Here is a 19401-nt window from a genome sequence, read left to right on the forward strand (position 1 = left end):
GCGAGTCAGGCCCTGGTCCAGCGGCCGGCGCTGAGGGAGCGGGAGTGATCGGGGAGGCCGTCGCCATCGAGGTCGAGGCGGGCGACGGCGCGGGTGCGCTCGTGCACCGCGCGGAGGCGGTAGGCCTCGGCGCGGAACGCGGCCGGGGACTGGGGGCCGGTCGACGCGGCGGCGGCGTCGTAGACCAGCCCGAGCGCGATGAGGGATTCGAGGAGGCGCAGCGAGCGGGCGTTGGTGATGCGCGACTCGGCGGGGTCGCCGGGTTCAACGCCGATCATGCGCAGGACGGAGGCGTGGGCGAGGGCGATCTGCGGGAGGAACGTGGTGACGGTCACGGGCTGGGCGGTGAGCGTCGGCGGGGTGACGGGCGGGGACTCGGAGTCCAGGCGCGGGCGGGAGACTTCGAGCACGGTGGCGGTGGTGCGGGCGAGCACCTCGAGCGGGACGCCGCCGACGAGGACGACGTGCCCGGTCGTGACGCCGGGGGAGGCCGCGTCGCCGGTGATGGTGAGGGTGGCGCCGGAGGTGGAGCCTGTGGTCTCGAGGATGCGCTGGGCGAGGAAGGAGATGTCGCGGAAGAGGGAGGGTTCGAGGATGAGCAGGTCACGGTCGGCTGCGAACATGTGGTGGTCCCCCGGTGAGGCGTGCGTGCGAGGCGAGCGTGAGTCGATGCGTGAGGCAAGAACGTGAACGGCGGATCGGAGAGCGTCCCCCCCGTCCGCCTGGAAGCCGTGGTGCGCGGCGCCGCGTGTCATGGGCCGCCGCGGGCACGTCGGGCTTCACCCCCCTCCCCCCTGAGGGCTCGCGCGAAAGGGCTAGACGGAGAGGCCGCGGATCATGCCGTGGGCGTTCTCGTTGAGGCACTCGAGGGTGTACTCGCCGAGGACCATGCCGGCCTCGGAGTCGCCGGCGCTGGCGACGGGCTTGAAGGCGAACGAGCGGCCCTGGAGCGGGAGGACGCTGAGGCGCGAGGAATCCAGGAGCAGGAGCGCATCGGCGGGGACCCAGCGGGAGAGGACGACGCGGCAGACGCCGAAGTCGCTCTCGTAGACGCTGACGAGGTCGGAGACGCGGGTGTCGGCGGGGGTGTAGCCGCGGGAGGCGCTGATGAAGGAGTTGATGCGTCGTTTCTGTGCTCCGCCGACGACGATGGTGTCGACCGAGCCGTTGCTCTGTTCCCAGACGGCGCGGAGGGCGGTGTTGAGGAGCGACTCGGTGAGGTCGGTGCCACCGCCGCCGCCGACCGGGAATCCGCCCTGGCCGGGGGTGAAGGCGTTGGTGGTGATGAACTTGATGATGCCGGTCATGGAGCGGCGGACGGTGGCGGAGCCCTGCGGGTTCGCGGCGGGCGAGACGCCGTTGATGACGCAGTTCTCGAGGTCGCGGAGGAGTTCGCGGAGGCGCTCCTGCTTCTGGTAGTCGATCTCGTCGGCGACGCCGCCGGCCTGGCGCGCGGCCTGCATGGAGCCGGAGACCTCGACGCTGGAGGAGAAGATCTGGGTGTAGTTGCGGCGGCGGAGGCGGCTGGTGGCGAGCACGGGCGGGCGGGAGTCGCCCTCGAGCGCGGCGTTGCCGAGGATGAAGAGTTTGAGGGAGTTGGCGAGGGTGGCGGGGGTGGTGCCGCCGTAGGCGCGGACGACGGTGAGGACGCTTCCGGCGATAGCGGTGACGAGCATCACCTCGCGGGAGGCGTCGGGGCGGACCTGGTCGCCGACGCGGAAGCGATCGGCGTTGACGACGGTGATGGCGGTCGCGGACTGGGGCGACGGGGTGAACGTGGACTGGTTGATGGTGTCGGTGTTGGGGAGCAGCGAGTCCTCGAGCCACTCGTGGATGGTGCTGGTGGCGGCGCGCTTCGCGTCGCCCAGGTAGTCCAGGAGCGGGGTCTCGAAGGGGCTGACGATGCCGACGATGTCGGCGACGTCCTCCATGAGTTCGGGCAGGTCGGCGCCGGCGGTGAAGGTTGCTCTTCCGGTGAAGGCCATGATGGTGTCCCCCTTGTGTGCTGTGCGGTCGGTGGTGCGAACGGGAAACGGTGAGTGAGTCGGTGGCGTCAGTGGTTGCGGCGGGCGCGCAGGTAGCCCATGACGCTGCGGCGGTCGCCGGTGCGGGCGGCGTGACCGGCGAGGGTGCTCAGGTTGTCGGGCGGTTCGGCGGTCGGGTGGGCCCCCATGGAGGGCGTCGCGGCGCCGGCGCGGAAGAGGTAGGGCTTCTTGCGGCGGAGTTCGCGAACAGCCTCCTCGATGCGGGGCGGATCCTGGCCGGCGATCAGGCGTTCGACGAGGACCTGCGCGGTGTCGAGGTCGAAGGCGTGGTGCTGGATCAGGGCCGATTGGACGCGCCGGGCGCGGTCGGATTCGCCCAGGGCTGTGCGCGCTGCGCCCAGTTCGGATTCGAGCGAGGCGACGCGGGCCTGGAGTTGGCCGATCTCGCCGCTTGCCTGCGGATTGAAGGTGGAGTTGGTGGTTGTCGCGGTGTCGTTCATGTGGGTCCCCCTTGTCGTGGTGGTGCGAGAGGCTTGGTGGTGCGGGTTGACGGTGGGTGCGAGGACGCGCTGGGCGCGGGCTACTCGACGCCCGGGTCGGCGTCGGGGCCGGCGGCGTAGCCGAGTTCCTTGAGGACGGTGGCGGCGGGGACGCCGAGGTCGCGCTTGGCCTTGGCCTCGATGAGTCGCTGGGCGGTGTCGGGCTCCAGCGGGTCGGGCCAGTCGATGCGGACGAGGCGGTCGTGCTCGGCGGTCTGTAGGACGCCGGCGTGGTGCAGCGCGGTGAGGACGAGGCGGCAGACCTGGGCGAGGCCGCGCCCGTAGGTGACGCGCTTGCGGGCGGTGCGGGAGAGCAGGCCGGCAAGGGTGATGCGCAGGGCGTTCTCGCTGGTGAGGTTGCCGACCTTGCCCTGGACGACGCCCGTGGCGAGGGGCGGGACGCCGCTGGCCTTGTCGAGGGCTTCGCGGAGTTCCTCGATGTGGCGGTCCTCGCTGGGCGAGGCGGCGTCGCCGCCGAATGCGTCGATGGACGCCGCGGGGTTGTCCGTGGACCAGACGGTGCCGGGCCCGACCGGTGCGCGGTCGACGCCGTCGATGCCCTTGCAGAGGTACATCTTGAAGGACTGCATGGTGACGCGGCTGGCGCGGTCGCTGAGGCGGGTGTTCAGTTCGTCCTGGAGGGGGATCAGCGGCTCGACCTCTCCGAGGCCCTCGAAGGCGAAGGGCTGGCTCTGGTTCTGGATGTGGACGACCGGGACGATCCCGGGCGCGATGGTGTTGGGCCCCTCGCCCACGAGGCGCATGGCGCCGGGTCCGGCGGCGTCGAAGTCCCCCTGGTAGCGCTGCCAATGGCGCGGCGAGAGGATCTCGGTGACGGTTTCGAGCCGGCGTCGGCGGGCGCCGGGGAGGTCGTCGGCGCCCGGGTCGGCGCCGCGCCCGAGGAAGCGGCGGATGGGGCGGGCAAAGCCGGATGGGGCGGGCTCGACGGCGGCGCTCTCGCGCTGGTAGTGGAGGATGTAGGCGTCGATGATGCGGAAGTCGTCGGGGTTCAGCAGGGCCAGGCCGCGGGTGGGCTCGACGGCTTCGATCCGCGCGGCGGCGGCGGGGTCGGCCGGGTCGGCGCCGGGCTGATGAATGGGGGAAGCGGGCGCCGGGCGGACGATGAGATCGACGTGCCCGTAGACGTGGGCGAGCAGGGCGAGGTCCTGGAGGAGGGCGATGCCGCCGGAGGCTTCCCAGACGCGGTCGAGAGCGGCCTCGATGCGGGAGCGGGTGCGGGGGTCGTCGGCGAGGGAGACGAAGCGCAGCGGGCGGCCGAACATGAACTCGATCATGGTGTGGAGGCGCCAGGCGATGTCGTTCTCGATGACGACCTCCTTGTCGGCGCGCGGGCCGTCGCCGGGGAGGGGTGCGGGCTCATCGCGGAAGCGGTGGGGGAGGCCCTGTTCCTGGCCGAGGCGGTAGGGCTTTGCAAGGCGCGAGCCGGGTCGGGGCGAGAGGCGGGTGACGGGGTTGCGGTAGTAGGCCCAGAGGCGCCGGAAGCGAGGGAGGGAGACGCCCTCGTGGTGGGCGATGAGAGAGAGGAGGAGGGCGTCGCTGAGGCCTCGGGGGCCGACGTCGGCGAAGGGTGTCAGGATGTAGCCCATGTCCGGTGTCCCCTTTGGTGCGATTGGCGAGGTGAGCGGGTGTGCGTCGCTACCCAGGGGCGGGGGAGCGCCGGCGCGCGCACAGGGGCGCGGGGTGGAGGGCTCAAGTGGTGCGTAAGTCGTTTGGCTGCAGGTAGATAAAAAGTTGAGAATTGTGAGCGAGCAGGGGCGGCCCGAGGGCCGTTTTGTGCGCGCAGAATCACCCCTGGCGGCAAAGGGAGGGGGGCTGGAGTGGGAACCTGTGGCTTGGGGTGGAAGTGCCCGGCTATGCTTGGGTCGACTCCAGACCCACCAGCTTCCCAATGTCGGGGAGACAAGACCGGGTTCTGGAGGCCTGCCGACGCTTCCTCTTGCCCGAGTTCAAGCACCGGTCTGAAATCTCTCTCGGGCAAACTGTGGAAGCAGCAGATGATGAAGCTCTATGTCGGTAACCTCTCGTTCAGCACGTCCGAGTCGCGCCTGCGCGAGCTCTTCGAAGAGTTCGGCGAGGTCTCCTCGGCCACCCTGGTGATGGACCGCGACACCGGCCGTCCGCGCGGGTTCGGGTTCGTCGAGTTCAGCAACGATGAGCACGCTCGGGCCGCGATCACCGGCCTGAACGGCAAGAACATCGATGGTCGCGACCTGACCGTCAACGAGGCCAAGCCGCGCGAGGCGGGTGGCGGCGGTGGTGGTCGCGGCGGTCGCGGCGGGTTCGGCGGCGGCGGTGGCGGCGGTCGCTCCGGCGGCGGCCGCGGCGGCTGGTAATCAGCGGTCGAACAGATGATCTGATTTCAAGGAGCCGGGGCCCGAGTGGGCCCCGGTTTTTCATTGGGCCGGCGGGCTGGGGGCCGGGTGGCTGTCACCGCCCGCGGCGAGGTAGATCGCGGCGAGCAGGTCGTCGGCGCGGGGGGTGCAGAGGAGGACTCGGCGGCCGCTGCGGAGGCTGATGCGCAGGGCGCGGCGGGCGCCCATGGAGTAGACCCAGCCGGTCCTGGGGACCCAGTGGAGTCCGACACTGCTCATGCCCGCCCAGGAATCGATGACCTCGCAGCGGTCGATGCGGGCGAAGGGGATCGTGGTGCGCCAGATCGGGGTGAGGGAGGCGCGGATGTGACGCGGGTTGACGGCGATGGTGAGGCTGAGCCGGGAGATCAGGAGCGTCAGCGAGAGAATGAAGGACGCGAAGACGCCGAGTGCGATGGTCTGCGGCCAGGTGGAGCCGCCGGTGCGGGGCGAGAGGACCAGGACCACCAGAATGACTACCACGGCGGGCATCGTGGCGATGGCGAAGAGCCACCGGGCCCACGTGGGCGGGTGCTGCACCTCGTAGAACAGCGGGGGGGCTTCGGTGGGGCCGGCGTGAGACTGTGGCGCGGTGGCGCTCATGCACTATCCTTGGGAGGCGGGCTCGTTTGCGTTCGTGCGGAGCCGCTGCGTTCTTTGGTCATCTGGCAGGAGTCGGCCGGGAAAGGGTGCGATGCCAACACCGCCTCGCAAATCGATCGCCCGATCTCTCGGGGAGTTCTTCGGTCACATTATCAAGGGGGCCGGGGCGGATGTGTCGCGCGATCGCAAGGTGGTGAGCCAGAAGGTCGAGGAGCAGACCAAGGACACGCCGGAGGGGAAGGTGACGCTGCGGCGGACGACGATCGAGGAGGTCGAGCTGCACCGCAGCCGTGAGAAGGATTTGGGCGCTGGGGACGGGGGCGGTGGTGGTGGGAGCGGGGGGGCGCGGCGCGAAGGCGGGGGATCTCGCGAGGGGTGACGCCGCGGATGAGAGTGCTGCTGACCACGCTTGGCTCTCACGGGGACGTGCATCCGTTCATGGCGATGGCGCGGGCGCTCGCGGCGCGCGGGCACGAGCCCGCGTTGCTGATCAACCCGGCGTTTGAATCGCAGGCCGGTGACGAGGGGATCCCGCTGTACCCGCTGGGGGACCGGGTGGACCTCAAGGAACTCATCGCCGGCAGCCGGGCGATGGACCCGATGGTTGGGCCGATGGTGGTCTTCCGGCGCCTGCTGCTGCCGCATGTGCCGCTGATCATCCAGCGGATGCGGGAGACGATCCGGGAGTTCAGGCCGGATGTGATCGTGTCGCACTCGATTTGCCTCGGCGTGCCGTGGGTGGCGAGGGAGGCGGGGATCCCGCTGGCGATCGCGGGGCTGGCGCCCATCGCGTGGATGAACCCGGGCTCGCGTCCGGTGCTGCGTCCGACGTCGAGCGCCGAGCCGGCGGGGTGGACGGTGCGGCTCAACCTTGCGGTGGCGCGGGGGCTGCTGAGGGTGCTGCTGGACCCGGCGCTGAACCGGGTCCGGCGGGAGATGGGGCTGCCCAAGCAGAAGAACATCTACCTGTCGCACACGCTGGGCGGGGATGTGAACCTGGGCCTGTGGTCGCCGCGATTCTGCCCGCCGATCGAGGGCGATCCGCCGACGGGGCGGATCTGCGGCTTCCCGTGGTTTGACCGGCACGCAGCGAACGAGGCGGATGCGGGTGAGGTCGAGGGGTTCATGGGTGACGGGGAGCCGCCGATCGTGTTCTCGCTGGGCACGGCGGCGGTGCATGCGAGCGGGCGGTTCTACGAGCACGCGGCGCAGGCGTGCCGGCTGCTGGGCCGGCGGGGTGTGCTGCTGGTGGGGCGGACCGAGTATGCACCGCGGGGCCTGCCGCCGACGGTGCGGGCATTCACGTACGCGCCGTTCTCCACGGTGCTGCCGCGTGCCGCGGCGACGGTTCACCACGCGGGGATCGGCACAACGGCGCAGACGCTGCGCTCGGGCCGGCCGTCGCTGGCGTGTCCGCTGGCGCACGACCAGTTCGACAACGGAGCGAGGCTGGTGCGGCTTGGGGTCGGTGGGATGCTCCCCCACGCCAGGGCCACGGCGCCGCGGCTGTGCGAGGCGCTGCGGGGAATACTCGAGGATGACGGCGTGTGTCGGCGCGCGGCGAGCCTGGGCGAGATGGTGGCCGCGGAGGATGGCGCGGCGCGTGCGGTCGAGCACCTGGAGGCGCTCCATGCGAATGGCGAGTCACCCCGATCGGGTGTGGAATACAACGCCGGTCTGGTGCGGTAGCCCGTTCAAGTATCATCGGGGCGTGGTGGGGGCACTCTGGAGGTGGACGATGACGACCCATGCGAATCGGTGCTGGATCCAGGTGATCGCGGCGGCCGTGCTCGGTGCGCTGCTCGCGGGTTGCTCCGCGAGCCGCCCGAGCGTGAGCATTTCCAACGAGTCCGATGCGATGCTCGGCGCGCGGATCTGGGTGGGCCAGCGGGGCACGAACGAGACGGGGTCGCGCCGGAGCGCCCGGGTGGTGGAGATCAAGCCCGGGTCCACGAAGCAGTTCTGGGTGAGCGAGACGGCCGGGTTCGTCTCCGCCGCGGAGTCGTACGTGCAGGCGGAGGTGTGGACGATCGATGCGTCGTTCGAGCCGTCGGTGTTCTACTGGTACGAGATCCTGCCGCCGGCGCCGTACTCGATCACGATCACGGGCACGCGGGATTCGCTGGAGGCCTCGCGCAACGGCGATGGGAGGGTGATCCCGGTGCCGCGCGAGATGTGGATCCAATCGGGGTACTCGGGCTCGGCGGCGAACCCATAGATCGAAGACTCGTCGAATCGATACCAATGAAAAAAGGCAGGCCTCGGCCTGCCCTTTTCAGTTGGGACCAGATCGGTGACTCAGATGATCGAGTCGTCGTCGTCGCGCCGGGGAACGGTCGTGTGGCGCTCGTCGCCGTCCTCGTCCTGGAACGCATCCTCGAAGGGGTCCTCGGAGTCGGAGCGGGCGCCGCTGACGGCGTCGGCGAGTGACAGCCGCTGAGGGGAGGGCTCGGACGCCGAGGCGTCCGGAGGGCCGCCGGCCTGGGCGTCGGCCTCGGCCTGGGCCTTGAGGGCGTGCCACTCGTCGAGGGACATCATGACCTCGCGGGCGACGGTGCCCTTGTGAGCGCCGAGGATGCCGGCCTCGCCCATCATCTCGACGAGCCGGGCGGCGCGGGTGTAGCCGATGGCGAGGCGGCGCTGGAGCATGGAGACCGAGCCGAGGCGCGTCTCGAGGACGATCTCGACGGCTTTGTCGAAGAGGTCGTCCTCCTGGGCGTTCATGAAGCCGTCGCGGGCGGCCTCGGCCGCGGCGCCGGCGGAGCGGAGCTGGATGAGTTGGCGCTCGTAGGTCGGGGTGGCGATGGTCCGCATGAACTTGACGGCCTTGCGGATCTCGGCGTCGTCGACGAGGGTGCCTTGGGCGCGGGTGAGCTTGCTGGAGCGCGGCGAGAGGTAGAGCATGTCGCCCTGGCCCAGGAGCAGCTCGCCGCCCTTCTGATCGAGGACGATGCGGGAGTCCATGCCGCTGGCCACCTTGAACGAAATGCGGGCTGGCATGTTGGACTTGATGAGGCCGGTGACGACGTTGGCCTGGGGCCGCTGCGTGGCGACGATGAGGTGGATGCCGACGGCACGCGCCTTCTGGGCGATGCGGACGATGAACTGCTCGACTTCCTTGTTGGTGATGATGAGGTCGGCCAGCTCGTCGATGACGAAGACCATGTAGGGAAGCTTGCGGGGGATGCGGGCCTCTTCGTCCGGCGTGGCGGGGTTGAAGCGCTCCTTCAGTTCCTCCCAGGGGAGGGAGTTGTAGCTGGTGATGTCGCGGCAGGCGGCTTCGGCGAGGAGTTCGTAGCGCTCGTCCATCTTGCCCACCGCCCACTCCAGGATGGCGGCGGCCTTGGCCATGTCGGTGACGACCGGGCACATGAGGTGGGGGATGTCCTTGAACTGGTTGAGCTCGACCATCTTGGGGTCGACCAGCACAAGCTTGAGCTCGTTGGGCTTGCGCGTGTAGAGGAAGGACATGATGACGGTGTTCATGCACACCGACTTGCCCGAGCCGGTCGTGCCGGCGATGAGCAGGTGAGGCATCGAAGCGAGGTCGGCGACCAGCGGCTCGCCGGCGGCGTCCTTGCCCAAGAACATCGGGAGGGCCATCTTGCTGGCGGCCTCGGAGCGGGTCATGAGTTCCTTGAGGCGGACCTTCTCCTTGATGGCGTTGGGGACCTCGATGCCGACGGTGTCGCGCCCGGCCGTGTTGGGGACGATGCGGATGTTGATGGCCTTGAGGGCCCGGGCGAGGTCGGAGGCGACCGACTGCAGGACGGCGCCCTTGGTGCCGGGGGCGAGGCGGATCTCGTAGTTGGTGATGACCGGGCCCGACTCGATGCCGACGACCTCGCCGTCGATGCGGTACTCGGCCAGGGCGCGGCCGAGGATCTCGGCCTGCTCGCGGACGAAGGCCTCCATGCGCTCGGAGTAGTTGACCTCCGGGTCTTCGAGGATGTCCAGGCCCGGGAACTGGTAGCCCTCCAGTTCCGAGGCGTTCTGGATGTCGCGCATGTCCTCTTCGGTCGCGGCGCGGGTGGTCGCGGAGGCGAAGCGGAGGGGGAGCCGGGCGATCTTCGCGCGGAGCGCCTCGGGGTCGTACGTGCGTGGCTGGGCGGGCTCGGCGTCGTCGGCCGCGGCGGGTTCGGTGTCGTCCTCAACGGGCGGGTAGGGGTCGACCGCTTCGGCGACGGGGCGGGCGCGCCGGGCCTTGGCGGCGGCCTTCTGGTGGGCGCGGGCCTCGGCGGTCTCGAGCGCGGCCTCCTCGTCTTCATCGACGGTGATGGACTCATCGCCGAACTCGAGCATGGGCTCGTCGTCATCGTCGGGTTCGGCGGTGCGGGCACGGCGCGGCTTCTCTTCGCGGCCGGGGATCTCTTCATCATCGTCGAGGTCGTTGAGGCGGACCTCGGGGTCGGTTCCGGCGGTGGCGAGGCGGGCGGCGACGACCGATTCGACCTTGGCTCGGGCCACTCCCCCCACGGACGCCGCGAGCCGGGCGACGGGCCGGCCGGCGCTGATGACCGCCTTGCCCGCCCACAGGGCCGCGACGAGGGCCCAGGCGTCGAGGGCGACGACAGCGCCGACCATGAACACCAGGGAGAGGATCATGAACGCGCCGAGGGCGTTGAACCGGGTGGTCAGTTCGTGGGTGCCCACCGTGCCGATCAGGCCGCCGCCGAGGCCGCGGACCGGGCCGGAGTTGGGCAGCAGCAGGGCCTGGATCGCCGCGAACGAGCCGGCCATGAGGAAGGCGCCCAGGAAGCGGACGCCGAGGTGACCGACGCGCTTGCCCGCGGCCATGATGGAGAGGTGCAGGCCCCAGAGGAGCATGAGGACCCAGACACCCAGGCCGAGCATCTCGTAGGAGTAGTACGCCGCCGCGGCGCCGACACGGCCGCACCAGTTGGCGACCGGGTCGTTGGCCGGGGTCACGATCGGGGATGGGGGGTCGGCGAGGTTGAATGTGACGGCGCTGACCGCCAGGAACAGCCAGCACGCGGCCAGGGCCATCCAGAAGACCCGTCGCCAGAGGAGCGAAGGGTCATGGGAGGAGGAGGCGGACTTGGACGCGCGCGCGGAGGAAGCCCCGAGGGCCCGACCGGCGGATCGGGAAAGTGCACTCTCAGCCATAAGAGGGGGGTTATCGGCCGGGTCGGCAAGGGGGGGTCAAAAGCCCGCCGGTGGGGCGTAGGCAATCGGCGTTCCCTATTCAGGGGGTGTTGAATGGGAAGTTCGTGCCACAGAAATGTGGGCTTCGGGCGCGAACCCTAGCCCGGTGGCTCACACTGGCCACGAAACAGGCCGATTGAGTGGCAAGGCCGCACCCAGGAGTGTGGTGCCTCAAGCGGTTGTCGGACTGGACCAGGGAGTCTTGTCCTGGTTCTGTCTGGCGATCGATTTCACATGGATGTGACTGATGAGTGCACCCAGCCTTCAGAAGGTCTTGTCGTGTTCGACCCTCCCGTCGCTTCCATCGGCCGCGGTGCGGCTGCTGGAACTGACGGCGGACCCGCACGTGACGATCACGCAGATCGCCGGGGCGATTCAGTCGGACCCGGCGATGGCGACGAAGGTCCTCAAGACGGTGAACTCCTCGTACTACGCGCTGCAGCAGCCGTGCAGGACGATCCAGAGGGCGCTGGGGTACCTGGGGCTCAATACGGTCAAGTCGGTCGCGCTGGGCTTCAGCCTCGTGGAGTGCTCCAAGGGGGCGAGCAAGAGCGGGTTTGACCTGGACGCATACTGGCGGCGGGCGACCTTCTGTGCAGCCGGCGCGAAACGTCTGGCGACCGAGACGCGGGCGTGCGATCCAGAGGAGGCATTCCTTGGAGCGCTGGTGCAGGACATCGGGATGCTCGCCTGCAACGCGACGTTCGGCCAGGACTACGCGGCGGTGATCCACGAGGCGGGCGAGGACCACGACAGGCTTTTTACTACGGAGCGGCAGGCGCTCGGGTTCGACCACTGCTCGGCGGGCGAGGCGCTGGCGGAGCGGTGGAAACTGCCGCCGTCGCTGGTGCGGTGCATCGCTCGGCACCACCTCGCGGTGACCGAGAACAGCGAGTTCACGGCGCTGGTGCGGGTGGTGGCGCTGGCCGGTGTATTTGCCGGGGCGCTGACGCTCAAGAGCAACGGCGAGAAGATCGAGCGGGCCGGGGAGTGGGGCAAGTCATGGTTCGGGCTCACGTCGGAGCGGGTCGTCGGGCTGATCGAGTCTGCCGCCGCGGACGGCGCGGAGCTGGCTCGGGCGCTCGAAGTGCGGACGGGGGAGAACCCGGATATCGCGGCAATCCTCGCCAGTGCGCAGGAGCGGCTCGTGATGCAGCAGATCGAGCTGCAGCACAACAACGAAGTGCTGGTAAAGCAGACCGTGACCGATGCGCTGACCGGGGCGTACAACCGGCGGTACTTCGACGATACGGTCAGTGCGGCGTTCAAGGCGGCGTGCCAGCCCGGGGGCTCGGTGTCGGTGCTGTTCATCGATGCGGACAAGTTCAAGGCGGTCAACGACGAGCACGGGCACAAGGCGGGGGATGCGGTGCTGATGGAGCTGTCGCGGCGACTGGCCGAACACGTCGGCGACGCCGGGGACGTGTGCCGGTACGGGGGCGAGGAGTTCGGCGTAATCCTGCCGGCATCGACGCTGGATCGCGCTATGGAGATGGCCGAATCGCTCCGCGCGGCCATGGAGGCGACGCCGGTGTCTCTCGAGGGGACCGGCGCGAAGGCACAGGCGATCAAGGTGACGATCAGCGTGGGGGTGGCGAGCATGGAGCCGGGAGCGGGGATCTCGTTCGCCAGCCCCGAAGCCCTGGTGCACGCCGCAGACCAGGGGGTCTACGCGGCCAAGCGAGGCGGGCGGAACCGGGTGTGCATGGCGACCGAGGGTGCGATCGACACGGCCAGGGCGGCTCGGCCGCTGGCGCGGGCCGCATCGACGCCGCGAGACGAGAGCTCGGCGCGGGTCGCGATCGGCGGGACGCCGGCGGTGCACGCGGCAAGGCCGGGCGGGATCGTCAAGCAATCGCCTGCGTCCGCAGCGGCGGCGAAGCCTGCGTCGGGCACGCCGGTGATGGAGATCCTGCTGATCGAGGATGATCCGATGGCCGCGCACCTGATGTCGCTGCTCCTGCAGAAGCGGTGCAACGCGCGGGTGACGGTGACGGGTTCGTGCGAGGAGGCGCTGTCGGCGCTGGAGAAGGGCATCGGCCCTCGGAAGCGGCCGGACCTCATCCTGTGCGACATGCTGCTCCCGGGGATGAACGGCGAGCAGTTCGTGCGCGAGTTGCGGACGCGGCCGGTGTTCGGCATAACGCCGGTGATCGTGGTGTCGGCCTCCACCGAACAGGCGGACCGGGAGTTGTGCCTCAAGGCGGGCGCGAACGCGTACGCCCTGAAGACCGAGATGTTGAGCGACTTTGATCGCTGGCTTGCGGGGGTCATCCAGACCATGTCCGGCGCGGCAAAGGCCGCGGCATAGGACGATTCGAAGTGGGCGTGTGCGTTGGCGGCGCGGTCCGGCTTTCCTCAGCGGCTCGAGGGCCGGACCGCGTCGCGCGTCCAGGAGCCGTTGACCAGTCGGACCAGATTCAACGGATTCGCATCGCGGAGTTCGGGCGGCAGGAGCGCCTCGGGGCAGTTCTGGAAGCAGACCGGCCGGCACCATCGCTCGATGGCCAGCGGGCCGACGGCTGTGGCGTCCGGGCGGTTGGTGGCGGGGAAGGGGCCCGCGTGGACCGTACCCGCCGAGACGCGGACGCCGGTGGGAGGGCCGTTGATAACGAGTCGGCCCGCGGCGTGCTGGAGCATCTCGACCACCGCGCGGTCTTCGGGACGGATGGTCTCGCCGAGGTAGACGCTGGCTACGAGTGCGCCCCACGGTGACGTGCCGGTGACGCCGCGGAGCAGGGCGATGAGCGGTTCTAGTCGCGAGAGATCGATCGTTGAGGCGATGCACGCGGGGCCGAAGATCTCGGCGCGGAAGCGGGGGGAATCAAAGAGGTCCGGGCCAGGTCGCGCGAAGATGATCGCGGGCACATCGACGAGCGGCGCCAGACCGGTGTGCGGGGGCGCGTGCATCCTGGCGTCCGTCTCAGGAGCCGCGGCGAGATCGTTGAGGCGGTCGCGGTAGCCGCGATGAACAGCGGGCGAGAGCATTCGGCGGGGACGGCCGGCCAGCAGGGACTCGCGCAGACGAGCAAAGAACGGGTGCCTGTCGTCCGTGGCTGAGGTGTCGGGCGCATCGAGCAGGATCAGCCCGGTGTTGGTGCACTGCTGGCCGAATCGGGAGAGGATCGAGGCCGCGAGTTCGTCGGCGATCTCCCGGGGGCGCTGGGTGGCGGCGTCGCGGGTGACCAGGACGAGGTTGGTGCTGCCCATCTCGGCAAACACGGGGATGGGCGTCGGCCGCTCGCGTGCCATGCGATCGAGGGCGAGGCCGGCGCCGGGGGAGCCGGTGAAGCCGACCGCGACGACAGAGGGGTGTGAAACAAGGTCACGGGCAGTACGGAAGTCGGCGCCGGGGTCGGCATCGGGGATGTAGCCGAGCACCCCTTTGGGCCCGCTGCGCTCGCGGCAAGCGTCGGCGGCGATGCGGGCGAGGAGCCGGCCGGTCTTGACGTGAGCGGGATGTTCCTTGACGACCACGGGGCAACCGGCCGCCAGGGCGCTGGCGGTGTCGCCGCCACAGACGCCGTAGGCGAGGGGGAAGTTGCTGGCGCCGAAGACCGCGACGACGCCGGGGAGCGGGATGAGCATCCGGCGGACGTCGTGGTTGGGGCCGATGCACCCGTTGGGGATGGGGGCCGAGTGCGGCGGAGGGGGGAGCGTGGGGGCGCGCCAGTGGGGATCGATCGCCGCGCGGAGCCATGAGCCTTCGCGCAGGACGTCGGCGAACATGGCGAGGGTCCCGACCATGCGGTCGAACTCGGGGGCGAGTTCGTCGGGGGTGAGGGCGGTTTCGTCCGCGGTGGTCCGGATGATCGAGTCGCGGTTCGCGGAGAGCGAGCCGGCGATGGCGTCAAGAAGCGCGGACCGATCTGTGGTGCGGAGCCAGCGTATCGCGCTGGCCGCGGACTCGATCACGGAATCGAGGGGCAGGTGGGTGGGCATGATGCTCGAAGTACAACGTGGAGAAGCAGCAGGATATGCGGCACCTGGTGGCAGACGAGCGGTAATGCCGGACAGCGCCCGCCGGTGGAGTGAATCGGATCGTGTCGGGCGAGACCGGGTTTTCTAGTGGAATCGGTTCTATGTTGCGCGTGGCGGGAGGGGGTGTTCAATCAGGACACAGGCCGGAACGGTTGGGTACTGCAGTGTAAGTCGGTAGACGAAAAAGTCGTCCGCCTTCCAGCCGAGTCTGCTGAACACATGAGAGATCATCTCGCGGAACCGCGGGAATGCCTCGAGGCCGCTGACGTCGGTGCCGGTGCCGAGATAAGCGACTCGCTCGCGGATCGGAAGACGCATGACGTCGAGCTGCCGGTCGCCGGTCGCACGCTTGTTGAGTTCGCTGACCTGGAGAACCTCGTACTCCATCTTGCCGAAGAGATCGCGGTGCACGTACTGGTCGCACACGAAAAGCTCCGCCGGCGTGAAGCATCGGACTGCGGCGCCGGTGAAGTGGTTGTTGGCGTCGCGTCGAGTGGGGGCGTGGTCGCGGCTGACCTCGCCGGTGATGCAGGTGCAGGCGCCGGTCTGGCCAACCGCGCCGCCGGCAATCATGGCCTCAGGCAATCCATCAGGGCTCGCGATGCCGTAAATTCGGGCGAGCGGACGGGAGCAGAACTCGCCAAGCAGCGGGATATCAACAAACTCGCTGGCACTGGAGAATCGCTCCGGAGGATCGATTGATTCAAGGTGCTGGAGCGAGGTAGCGATGTGCTGGTGGTCGTCGCGGTAGGCGACGCGGCTAATCGGCCAGGCAACCTCGGGTCGTGTGCGAACCAGGTCGACGAACCCGCGAACTGAAGCGACGTCCATCATTTCGGGCCGGCCCGAGACCGCGGGGTGGAGAAAATCGGCGCGGATCTGTAGCTTGGCACGGACCCCGAACAGGTAGGCGTTGGCACGAAACGCTGCCTTTCGCTGGTCGAGATCGGTCCGCGTGGGGCCACCCCGAGAGTACCGGGAGATCATGGTCTCAAAGGCCGATTTGTCGGGAGCGTGGGTGCGGATCAACGCCAAGTAGTCGGTGTAGTTGCTGCGAAGACGAGCGATCGACGTTGCGGACACGCCGGACTTCTGCGCGGCGACGAGAAACTTCTCGAACCCAGCGCTGCCGGGGAGGTTGGTCGCCGCATCGAAGGGATCGCTGGTACGCATGACCCGGCCGATCTTCCATGCAAGCTTCTTGTCAATGCCAAGCCTGGTGCCGAGATCGGAAAAGCGGCCGGTGGACGGGTTCCATTCGGATCGTACCTGATCCATAGCCTCTGCAAGCGAAGACTGCAGCCGGTGGATGGCGCTTCGTGCATTCTCCTCAAGACTGGATTCAGAGAGAGTTGCTGGGGTCATGCAGGTCATTATGGCTACTCAAATCCGTACAGGCCACACGCCGTGTGGAAACATTCGCAAGAAAATTTCCTGCAAGATTTCCGGAAACTACTGGCACGGTCGATGTCAGGTGGTAATGTTGGCGACAATTCGGGAGCGCCGCCGCGTAGTCAGCGGTTGACGGCTTGGCGAGGCTCCCCGAGAGGCCAACAGAAAAGGACCTGTCATGCACGTTTCCCGATTGGCTCAGCGCGTGATCAAGCAGGCGATGGTGATGGCTCTTGCCGGAGCGGGTTCGGCCATGGGGCAGACGGCGACGCTGCAAGCGGTGCCGACGGATCTCCCATACTGGGAGATCTATGCGATGGGGCTGTCGGCTGACGGATCGAAGATCTCGGGGATTTATCTCGGAAACGACGGGTGGTACCACTCATACCGGTGGTCTCAAGCCGAGGGCACGGTGCTGATTCCTGAGTTGTGCACGGTCGAGAGCACGTACCTGTCGCGGATTTCGGGTGATGGGAACACACAGTTCGGCTTCTTGTTCCAATGTGTGGACACACCGGAATGCCCGTTCTGCGGCGGGTGGGGGGCGGCACGATGGGTCGATGGGCAGGGGACTTCGTACATGGGCTATGTGGCGGGGGGGAACGAGTACATCGGTGACCCGAGCGAGGTCCACGCCGCCTCCCATGATGGATCTGTGCTGGTGGGAGCGAGCACCACGGTGACGGAGGAGTTTCCCGACGGGGCTGTGCACGGGTTCCGGTGGACGGCCGCGACGGGTATGGTGGATCTTGGCGAGGTGCCGTTCTCGCAGCAGTCATGGGCGACATCGGTGAGTGGCGATGGCTCGAAGGTGCTGGTGCACACGCTGCAGGCGTACTACGACAATGACGGCGAGCTGCTCTCGACGCCCTTTGAGACATACCTGTGGACCGAGGAGAACGGGTTCGAGCAGATCCCGCTGACCGGTGTGCCCACGAACCTGGTGAACTCGCAGCCGGTGGCGATCTCAGCGGATGGATCGACCGTGATCGGAATTGCGAGCACGCAGTTTGTGACTTCGTCCTACGGCAGCTTTCTTGCCTATCGCTGGACGGAGAGCGACGGGCTGGTCCTGCTGGGTGCGCGGCCGGACCTTGGATTGCCTCACAGCCGGCCGGTGGCGGCTTCGGCGGACGGATCGATAATCGTCGGGACACTCATCGCATCGAACCTCGGAAACAGCACCCCGTTTATCTGGGACGAGGCGCACGGAATACGGGTGCTGGCGGAGGTGCTGGCGCAGGGTGGCGCGGATATGTCCGACTGGGTGCTCAAGCAGGTCTCCGGGGTCTCTGCGGACGGCAAGACCGTGGCCGGCTGGGGGTACCGCGAGGTCGATCCAGAGTTCGGCCTTGCATCGGATGCCTGGATAGCAACACTGTCCGACGGCCCCGGTTGTCCTGCGGACTTCGATGGGAACGGAGCCGTGGAGCCTACGGATATCGCCGTGTTCATCAACGCATGGCTGACCAGCCTGCAGCAGGGAACGCTGGCGGGTGACTTTGACGGTAATGGCGTGGTGGAGCCTGTTGATATCGCTCAGTTCGTGAGCGCGTGGGTGGCTGCGATTCAGAATGGCTGCTGACGGGATGAAAACAAGGCGGTTACCCGCGATTGGGCGCGGGTGCAGGCTGCGTGCCGCGGTCCGGGAGCACAACCGGGCCGCGGCAATTTTTTGGCGGCAGGGCCGTTTGAGTGAGAGTCACCCCCACGACACGCTGAACATCTGGCGAGTGTCGTCGGTGGCTTGCGCCATGACCTGTGCGGCGTTCTCGAAACTGATGGCGGCCTGAACCGCCGCGCCGACGTTGACGCGCGGCACGATGGTGGAGCCGGCGGAAGCGGGGGCTCCGGTTCCGGCGTCGGCGAGGGCCGTTGTGGCGGCGCCGTCGACGCGGTTGCCCGCGACGGTCCGGCCCGCGGCCACGACGCGGCCGATCTCGTGGACGCTGGGGTGCACAGGTTCAGCGGGCGCGGGCTTGCTCTTGGCGCGGGATCCGGCGCTGCTCTTCTTCGATTTCGTGGGGGACTTGGCCATCGAGGCGGCTCCTGGATTGGGGCGATTTCGTCGGAAGGCTGCCGAGCAGGCGAGTCAGCGCGGCATCATGCCCAGGTCCCGGATCATGCGGCGGCGCTCGAGGTCCCACTTGGACTCGGAGAGGACGCTGACCGCATTTGGCGGATCACCCCCATCGGGCGGCGTCAGATTCTGAGTGATCCAGGCGCGGATGAGGGGGACACGAGCGGCCTCGTCGGCGGTGTACCAAGCCTGAACGAATGAAGCACTGTTGAGCGGCGCGGTCTCGGCCGTCGCGGCGCCTGTCAGCCGCTGGTAGGAGGGGACCGGCGCGCTCAGCACCCCGCCGGGGAGGATCTGGCAGTCGTAGGCGATGTAACCGATGCACATCGCCTCGGGGAAGTCCTCGTCCATCGTGACGGAGCGGCGCGAGACATTGATCAGGCGGACCTTTCCGCCGAGTTGGTCGGTGAGCTTGGTGTTGAGGCGAGTCGCGATCTCCTCGTATTGCTCGGCGGCAGTCTTCTTGGGGTCGGGGGCGCCCGGATCAGGCGTCGGGAGCTCGAATCCCGCCGCGGCCTCGGCGCCGGACTTCGAGGCGTCGTCGAGGTAGACCGAGACGGACTTGACGCGGTAGACGCGGGTGACGATGCGGAGGAAGACCGGGGTGGCCTTGGGATCGGCGGGGTCGGTGGCGTAGGCGGAGAGCAGGCCACGGTTGTCGATCTCCCAGGTCTGCAGGATGGGCTGGAGGGTGGCGAGGTCCAGACCAGCGGTCTGGGCTCCCTTGAGCGAGACGGTGGCGCTCGCCGCGGCGGCCCCGAGGTAACTGAGACCAACCGGGATGCCCTGGACGGGTATGGCGAGGTTGATGCCGCCGGAGCGGGAGATCTCGACGGTGTAGTCCGGGAAGGCCGCGGCGGGGAGATCGGTCCACGTGTTGACCGGATTTGGGAACGCGGCGCCGTCGCCGAGCCGGGTGGCGTAGAAGGCCTTGATCGCGGCGTCCGTGTCGAGGCGCTTCATGTGCACGTCCAGCGGCAAGAAGCCCTTCTCTTCGAAGAGGTCGACTTCCTTCCCGATGGGCGTGGTGGTGATGAAGACATCCCCGGGACGGAGGTCGCGCGTCAGCGGGTAGACAGGCATGACCTGCGAGGCGCGGATGGTGAGGCACCAGTCCTTCGCGACGCGGGCGAGTTCTTTAGACTTTTCCTTGGTGGTGATGCAGCCTGCAAGGCCAAGGATAAGGAGGATGAGCAGAAGGATATTTGTAGTGGATTGAAGGCTGCGGGAATATCGCATGGGTCTGGCCTCCGAGAGGATCAACGACGACATACTCTCTTGAA

At 68.5% G+C, this 19401-nt stretch carries 16 protein-coding genes; 6 read left to right on the top strand and 10 right to left on the bottom strand.

What is annotated here, in order from left to right:
• Positions 1–5: 5 nt before the first annotated feature.
• The 4 genes from KF745_14840 to KF745_14855 all read right to left on the bottom strand — a co-directional run bounded on the left by KF745_14840 (position 6) and on the right by KF745_14855 (position 4131).
• On the bottom strand, positions 6–623 hold the full coding sequence (locus KF745_14840; protein ID MBX3359694.1) for a hypothetical protein: 618 nt from the start codon (positions 621–623) through the stop codon (positions 6–8).
• A 192-nt stretch (positions 624–815) separates the two neighbouring features.
• Positions 816–1985, bottom strand: a complete 1170-nt coding sequence (locus tag KF745_14845) for a DUF5309 family protein (GenBank protein MBX3359695.1) — start codon at positions 1983–1985, stop codon at positions 816–818.
• A 68-nt stretch (positions 1986–2053) separates the two neighbouring features.
• Positions 2054–2485, bottom strand: a complete 432-nt coding sequence (locus KF745_14850; protein MBX3359696.1) for a hypothetical protein — start codon at positions 2483–2485, stop codon at positions 2054–2056.
• 80 nt (positions 2486–2565) lie between these two features.
• Positions 2566–4131: a phage portal protein gene (locus KF745_14855; protein ID MBX3359697.1), complete on the bottom strand. Its 1566-nt coding sequence runs from the start codon at positions 4129–4131 to the stop codon at positions 2566–2568.
• A 411-nt stretch (positions 4132–4542) separates the two neighbouring features.
• Between KF745_14855 and KF745_14860 the strand changes: the two genes are divergently transcribed.
• Positions 4543–4878, top strand: coding sequence for an RNA-binding protein (locus tag KF745_14860; protein ID MBX3359698.1), 336 nt, complete (start codon positions 4543–4545; stop codon positions 4876–4878).
• Between the two features lie 60 nt (positions 4879–4938).
• Here KF745_14860 and KF745_14865 read toward each other — a convergent pair whose 3' ends face one another.
• The gene (locus KF745_14865) at positions 4939–5499 is read right to left on the bottom strand and encodes a hypothetical protein (GenBank protein MBX3359699.1); all 561 of its coding nucleotides are present in this window, start codon (positions 5497–5499) and stop codon (positions 4939–4941) included.
• A gap of 91 nt (positions 5500–5590) precedes the next feature.
• Here KF745_14865 and KF745_14870 point away from each other — a divergent pair, with 91 nt between their 5' ends.
• The 3 genes from KF745_14870 to KF745_14880 are packed head-to-tail and all read left to right on the top strand — an operon-like array spanning position 5591 to position 7717.
• Positions 5591–5878, top strand: coding sequence for a hypothetical protein (locus tag KF745_14870; protein ID MBX3359700.1), 288 nt, complete (start codon positions 5591–5593; stop codon positions 5876–5878).
• Positions 5879–5886: 8 nt separating this feature from the next.
• A complete protein-coding gene (locus KF745_14875; protein MBX3359701.1) occupies positions 5887–7188 on the top strand; it encodes a glycosyltransferase in 1302 nt (433 codons plus the stop codon).
• A gap of 49 nt (positions 7189–7237) precedes the next feature.
• Positions 7238–7717, top strand: coding sequence for a hypothetical protein (locus tag KF745_14880; protein MBX3359702.1), 480 nt, complete (start codon positions 7238–7240; stop codon positions 7715–7717).
• An 80-nt stretch (positions 7718–7797) separates the two neighbouring features.
• On the opposite strand, the gene KF745_14885 is transcribed toward KF745_14880, so the two are convergent.
• The gene (locus KF745_14885) at positions 7798–10626 is read right to left on the bottom strand and encodes a DNA translocase FtsK 4TM domain-containing protein (protein MBX3359703.1); all 2829 of its coding nucleotides are present in this window, start codon (positions 10624–10626) and stop codon (positions 7798–7800) included.
• Between the two features lie 286 nt (positions 10627–10912).
• Here KF745_14885 and KF745_14890 point away from each other — a divergent pair, with 286 nt between their 5' ends.
• Positions 10913–12976, top strand: coding sequence for an HDOD domain-containing protein (locus tag KF745_14890; GenBank protein MBX3359704.1), 2064 nt, complete (start codon positions 10913–10915; stop codon positions 12974–12976).
• Positions 12977–13023: 47 nt separating this feature from the next.
• Here KF745_14890 and KF745_14895 read toward each other — a convergent pair whose 3' ends face one another.
• Together KF745_14895 and KF745_14900 are read right to left on the bottom strand one after the other, a co-directional pair.
• Positions 13024–14607, bottom strand: coding sequence for an aldehyde dehydrogenase family protein (locus KF745_14895; protein MBX3359705.1), 1584 nt, complete (start codon positions 14605–14607; stop codon positions 13024–13026).
• 138 nt (positions 14608–14745) lie between these two features.
• The gene (locus tag KF745_14900) at positions 14746–16011 is read right to left on the bottom strand and encodes a hypothetical protein (protein MBX3359706.1); all 1266 of its coding nucleotides are present in this window, start codon (positions 16009–16011) and stop codon (positions 14746–14748) included.
• Positions 16012–16216: 205 nt separating this feature from the next.
• Between KF745_14900 and KF745_14905 the strand changes: the two genes are divergently transcribed.
• A complete protein-coding gene (locus KF745_14905) occupies positions 16217–17623 on the top strand; it encodes a hypothetical protein (GenBank protein ID MBX3359707.1) in 1407 nt (468 codons plus the stop codon).
• Between the two features lie 117 nt (positions 17624–17740).
• Here the strand turns inward: KF745_14905 and KF745_14910 are convergent, their stop codons facing one another.
• A complete protein-coding gene (locus tag KF745_14910; protein MBX3359708.1) occupies positions 17741–18076 on the bottom strand; it encodes a hypothetical protein in 336 nt (111 codons plus the stop codon).
• Positions 18077–18130: 54 nt separating this feature from the next.
• On the bottom strand, positions 18131–19357 hold the full coding sequence (locus KF745_14915; GenBank protein MBX3359709.1) for a hypothetical protein: 1227 nt from the start codon (positions 19355–19357) through the stop codon (positions 18131–18133).
• Positions 19358–19401: the final 44 nt, after the last annotated feature.

It is taken from the genome of Phycisphaeraceae bacterium, from assembly GCA_019636655.1.
In the GTDB taxonomy this organism is placed as follows: domain Bacteria; phylum Planctomycetota; class Phycisphaerae; order Phycisphaerales; family UBA1924; genus JAHBXB01.

Bases quoted from the DNA above. Each gene is read 5' to 3' on its own strand.
- KF745_14840 (MBX3359694.1), bottom strand. From the start codon at position 623: ATGTTCGCAGCCGACCGTGACCTGCTCATCCTCGAACCCTCCCTCTTC.
- KF745_14845 (MBX3359695.1), bottom strand. From the start codon at position 1,985: ATGGCCTTCACCGGAAGAGCAACCTTCACCGCCGGCGCCGACCTGCCC.
- KF745_14850 (MBX3359696.1), bottom strand. From the start codon at position 2,485: ATGAACGACACCGCGACAACCACCAACTCCACCTTCAATCCGCAGGCA.
- KF745_14855 (MBX3359697.1), bottom strand. From the start codon at position 4,131: ATGGGCTACATCCTGACACCCTTCGCCGACGTCGGCCCCCGAGGCCTC.
- KF745_14860 (MBX3359698.1), top strand. From the start codon at position 4,543: ATGAAGCTCTATGTCGGTAACCTCTCGTTCAGCACGTCCGAGTCGCGC.
- KF745_14865 (MBX3359699.1), bottom strand. From the start codon at position 5,499: ATGAGCGCCACCGCGCCACAGTCTCACGCCGGCCCCACCGAAGCCCCC.
- KF745_14870 (MBX3359700.1), top strand. From the start codon at position 5,591: ATGCCAACACCGCCTCGCAAATCGATCGCCCGATCTCTCGGGGAGTTC.
- KF745_14875 (MBX3359701.1), top strand. From the start codon at position 5,887: ATGAGAGTGCTGCTGACCACGCTTGGCTCTCACGGGGACGTGCATCCG.
- KF745_14880 (MBX3359702.1), top strand. From the start codon at position 7,238: ATGACGACCCATGCGAATCGGTGCTGGATCCAGGTGATCGCGGCGGCC.
- KF745_14885 (MBX3359703.1), bottom strand. From the start codon at position 10,626: ATGGCTGAGAGTGCACTTTCCCGATCCGCCGGTCGGGCCCTCGGGGCT.
- KF745_14890 (MBX3359704.1), top strand. From the start codon at position 10,913: ATGAGTGCACCCAGCCTTCAGAAGGTCTTGTCGTGTTCGACCCTCCCG.
- KF745_14895 (MBX3359705.1), bottom strand. From the start codon at position 14,607: ATGCCCACCCACCTGCCCCTCGATTCCGTGATCGAGTCCGCGGCCAGC.
- KF745_14900 (MBX3359706.1), bottom strand. From the start codon at position 16,011: ATGACCCCAGCAACTCTCTCTGAATCCAGTCTTGAGGAGAATGCACGA.
- KF745_14905 (MBX3359707.1), top strand. From the start codon at position 16,217: ATGCACGTTTCCCGATTGGCTCAGCGCGTGATCAAGCAGGCGATGGTG.
- KF745_14910 (MBX3359708.1), bottom strand. From the start codon at position 18,076: ATGGCCAAGTCCCCCACGAAATCGAAGAAGAGCAGCGCCGGATCCCGC.
- KF745_14915 (MBX3359709.1), bottom strand. From the start codon at position 19,357: ATGCGATATTCCCGCAGCCTTCAATCCACTACAAATATCCTTCTGCTC.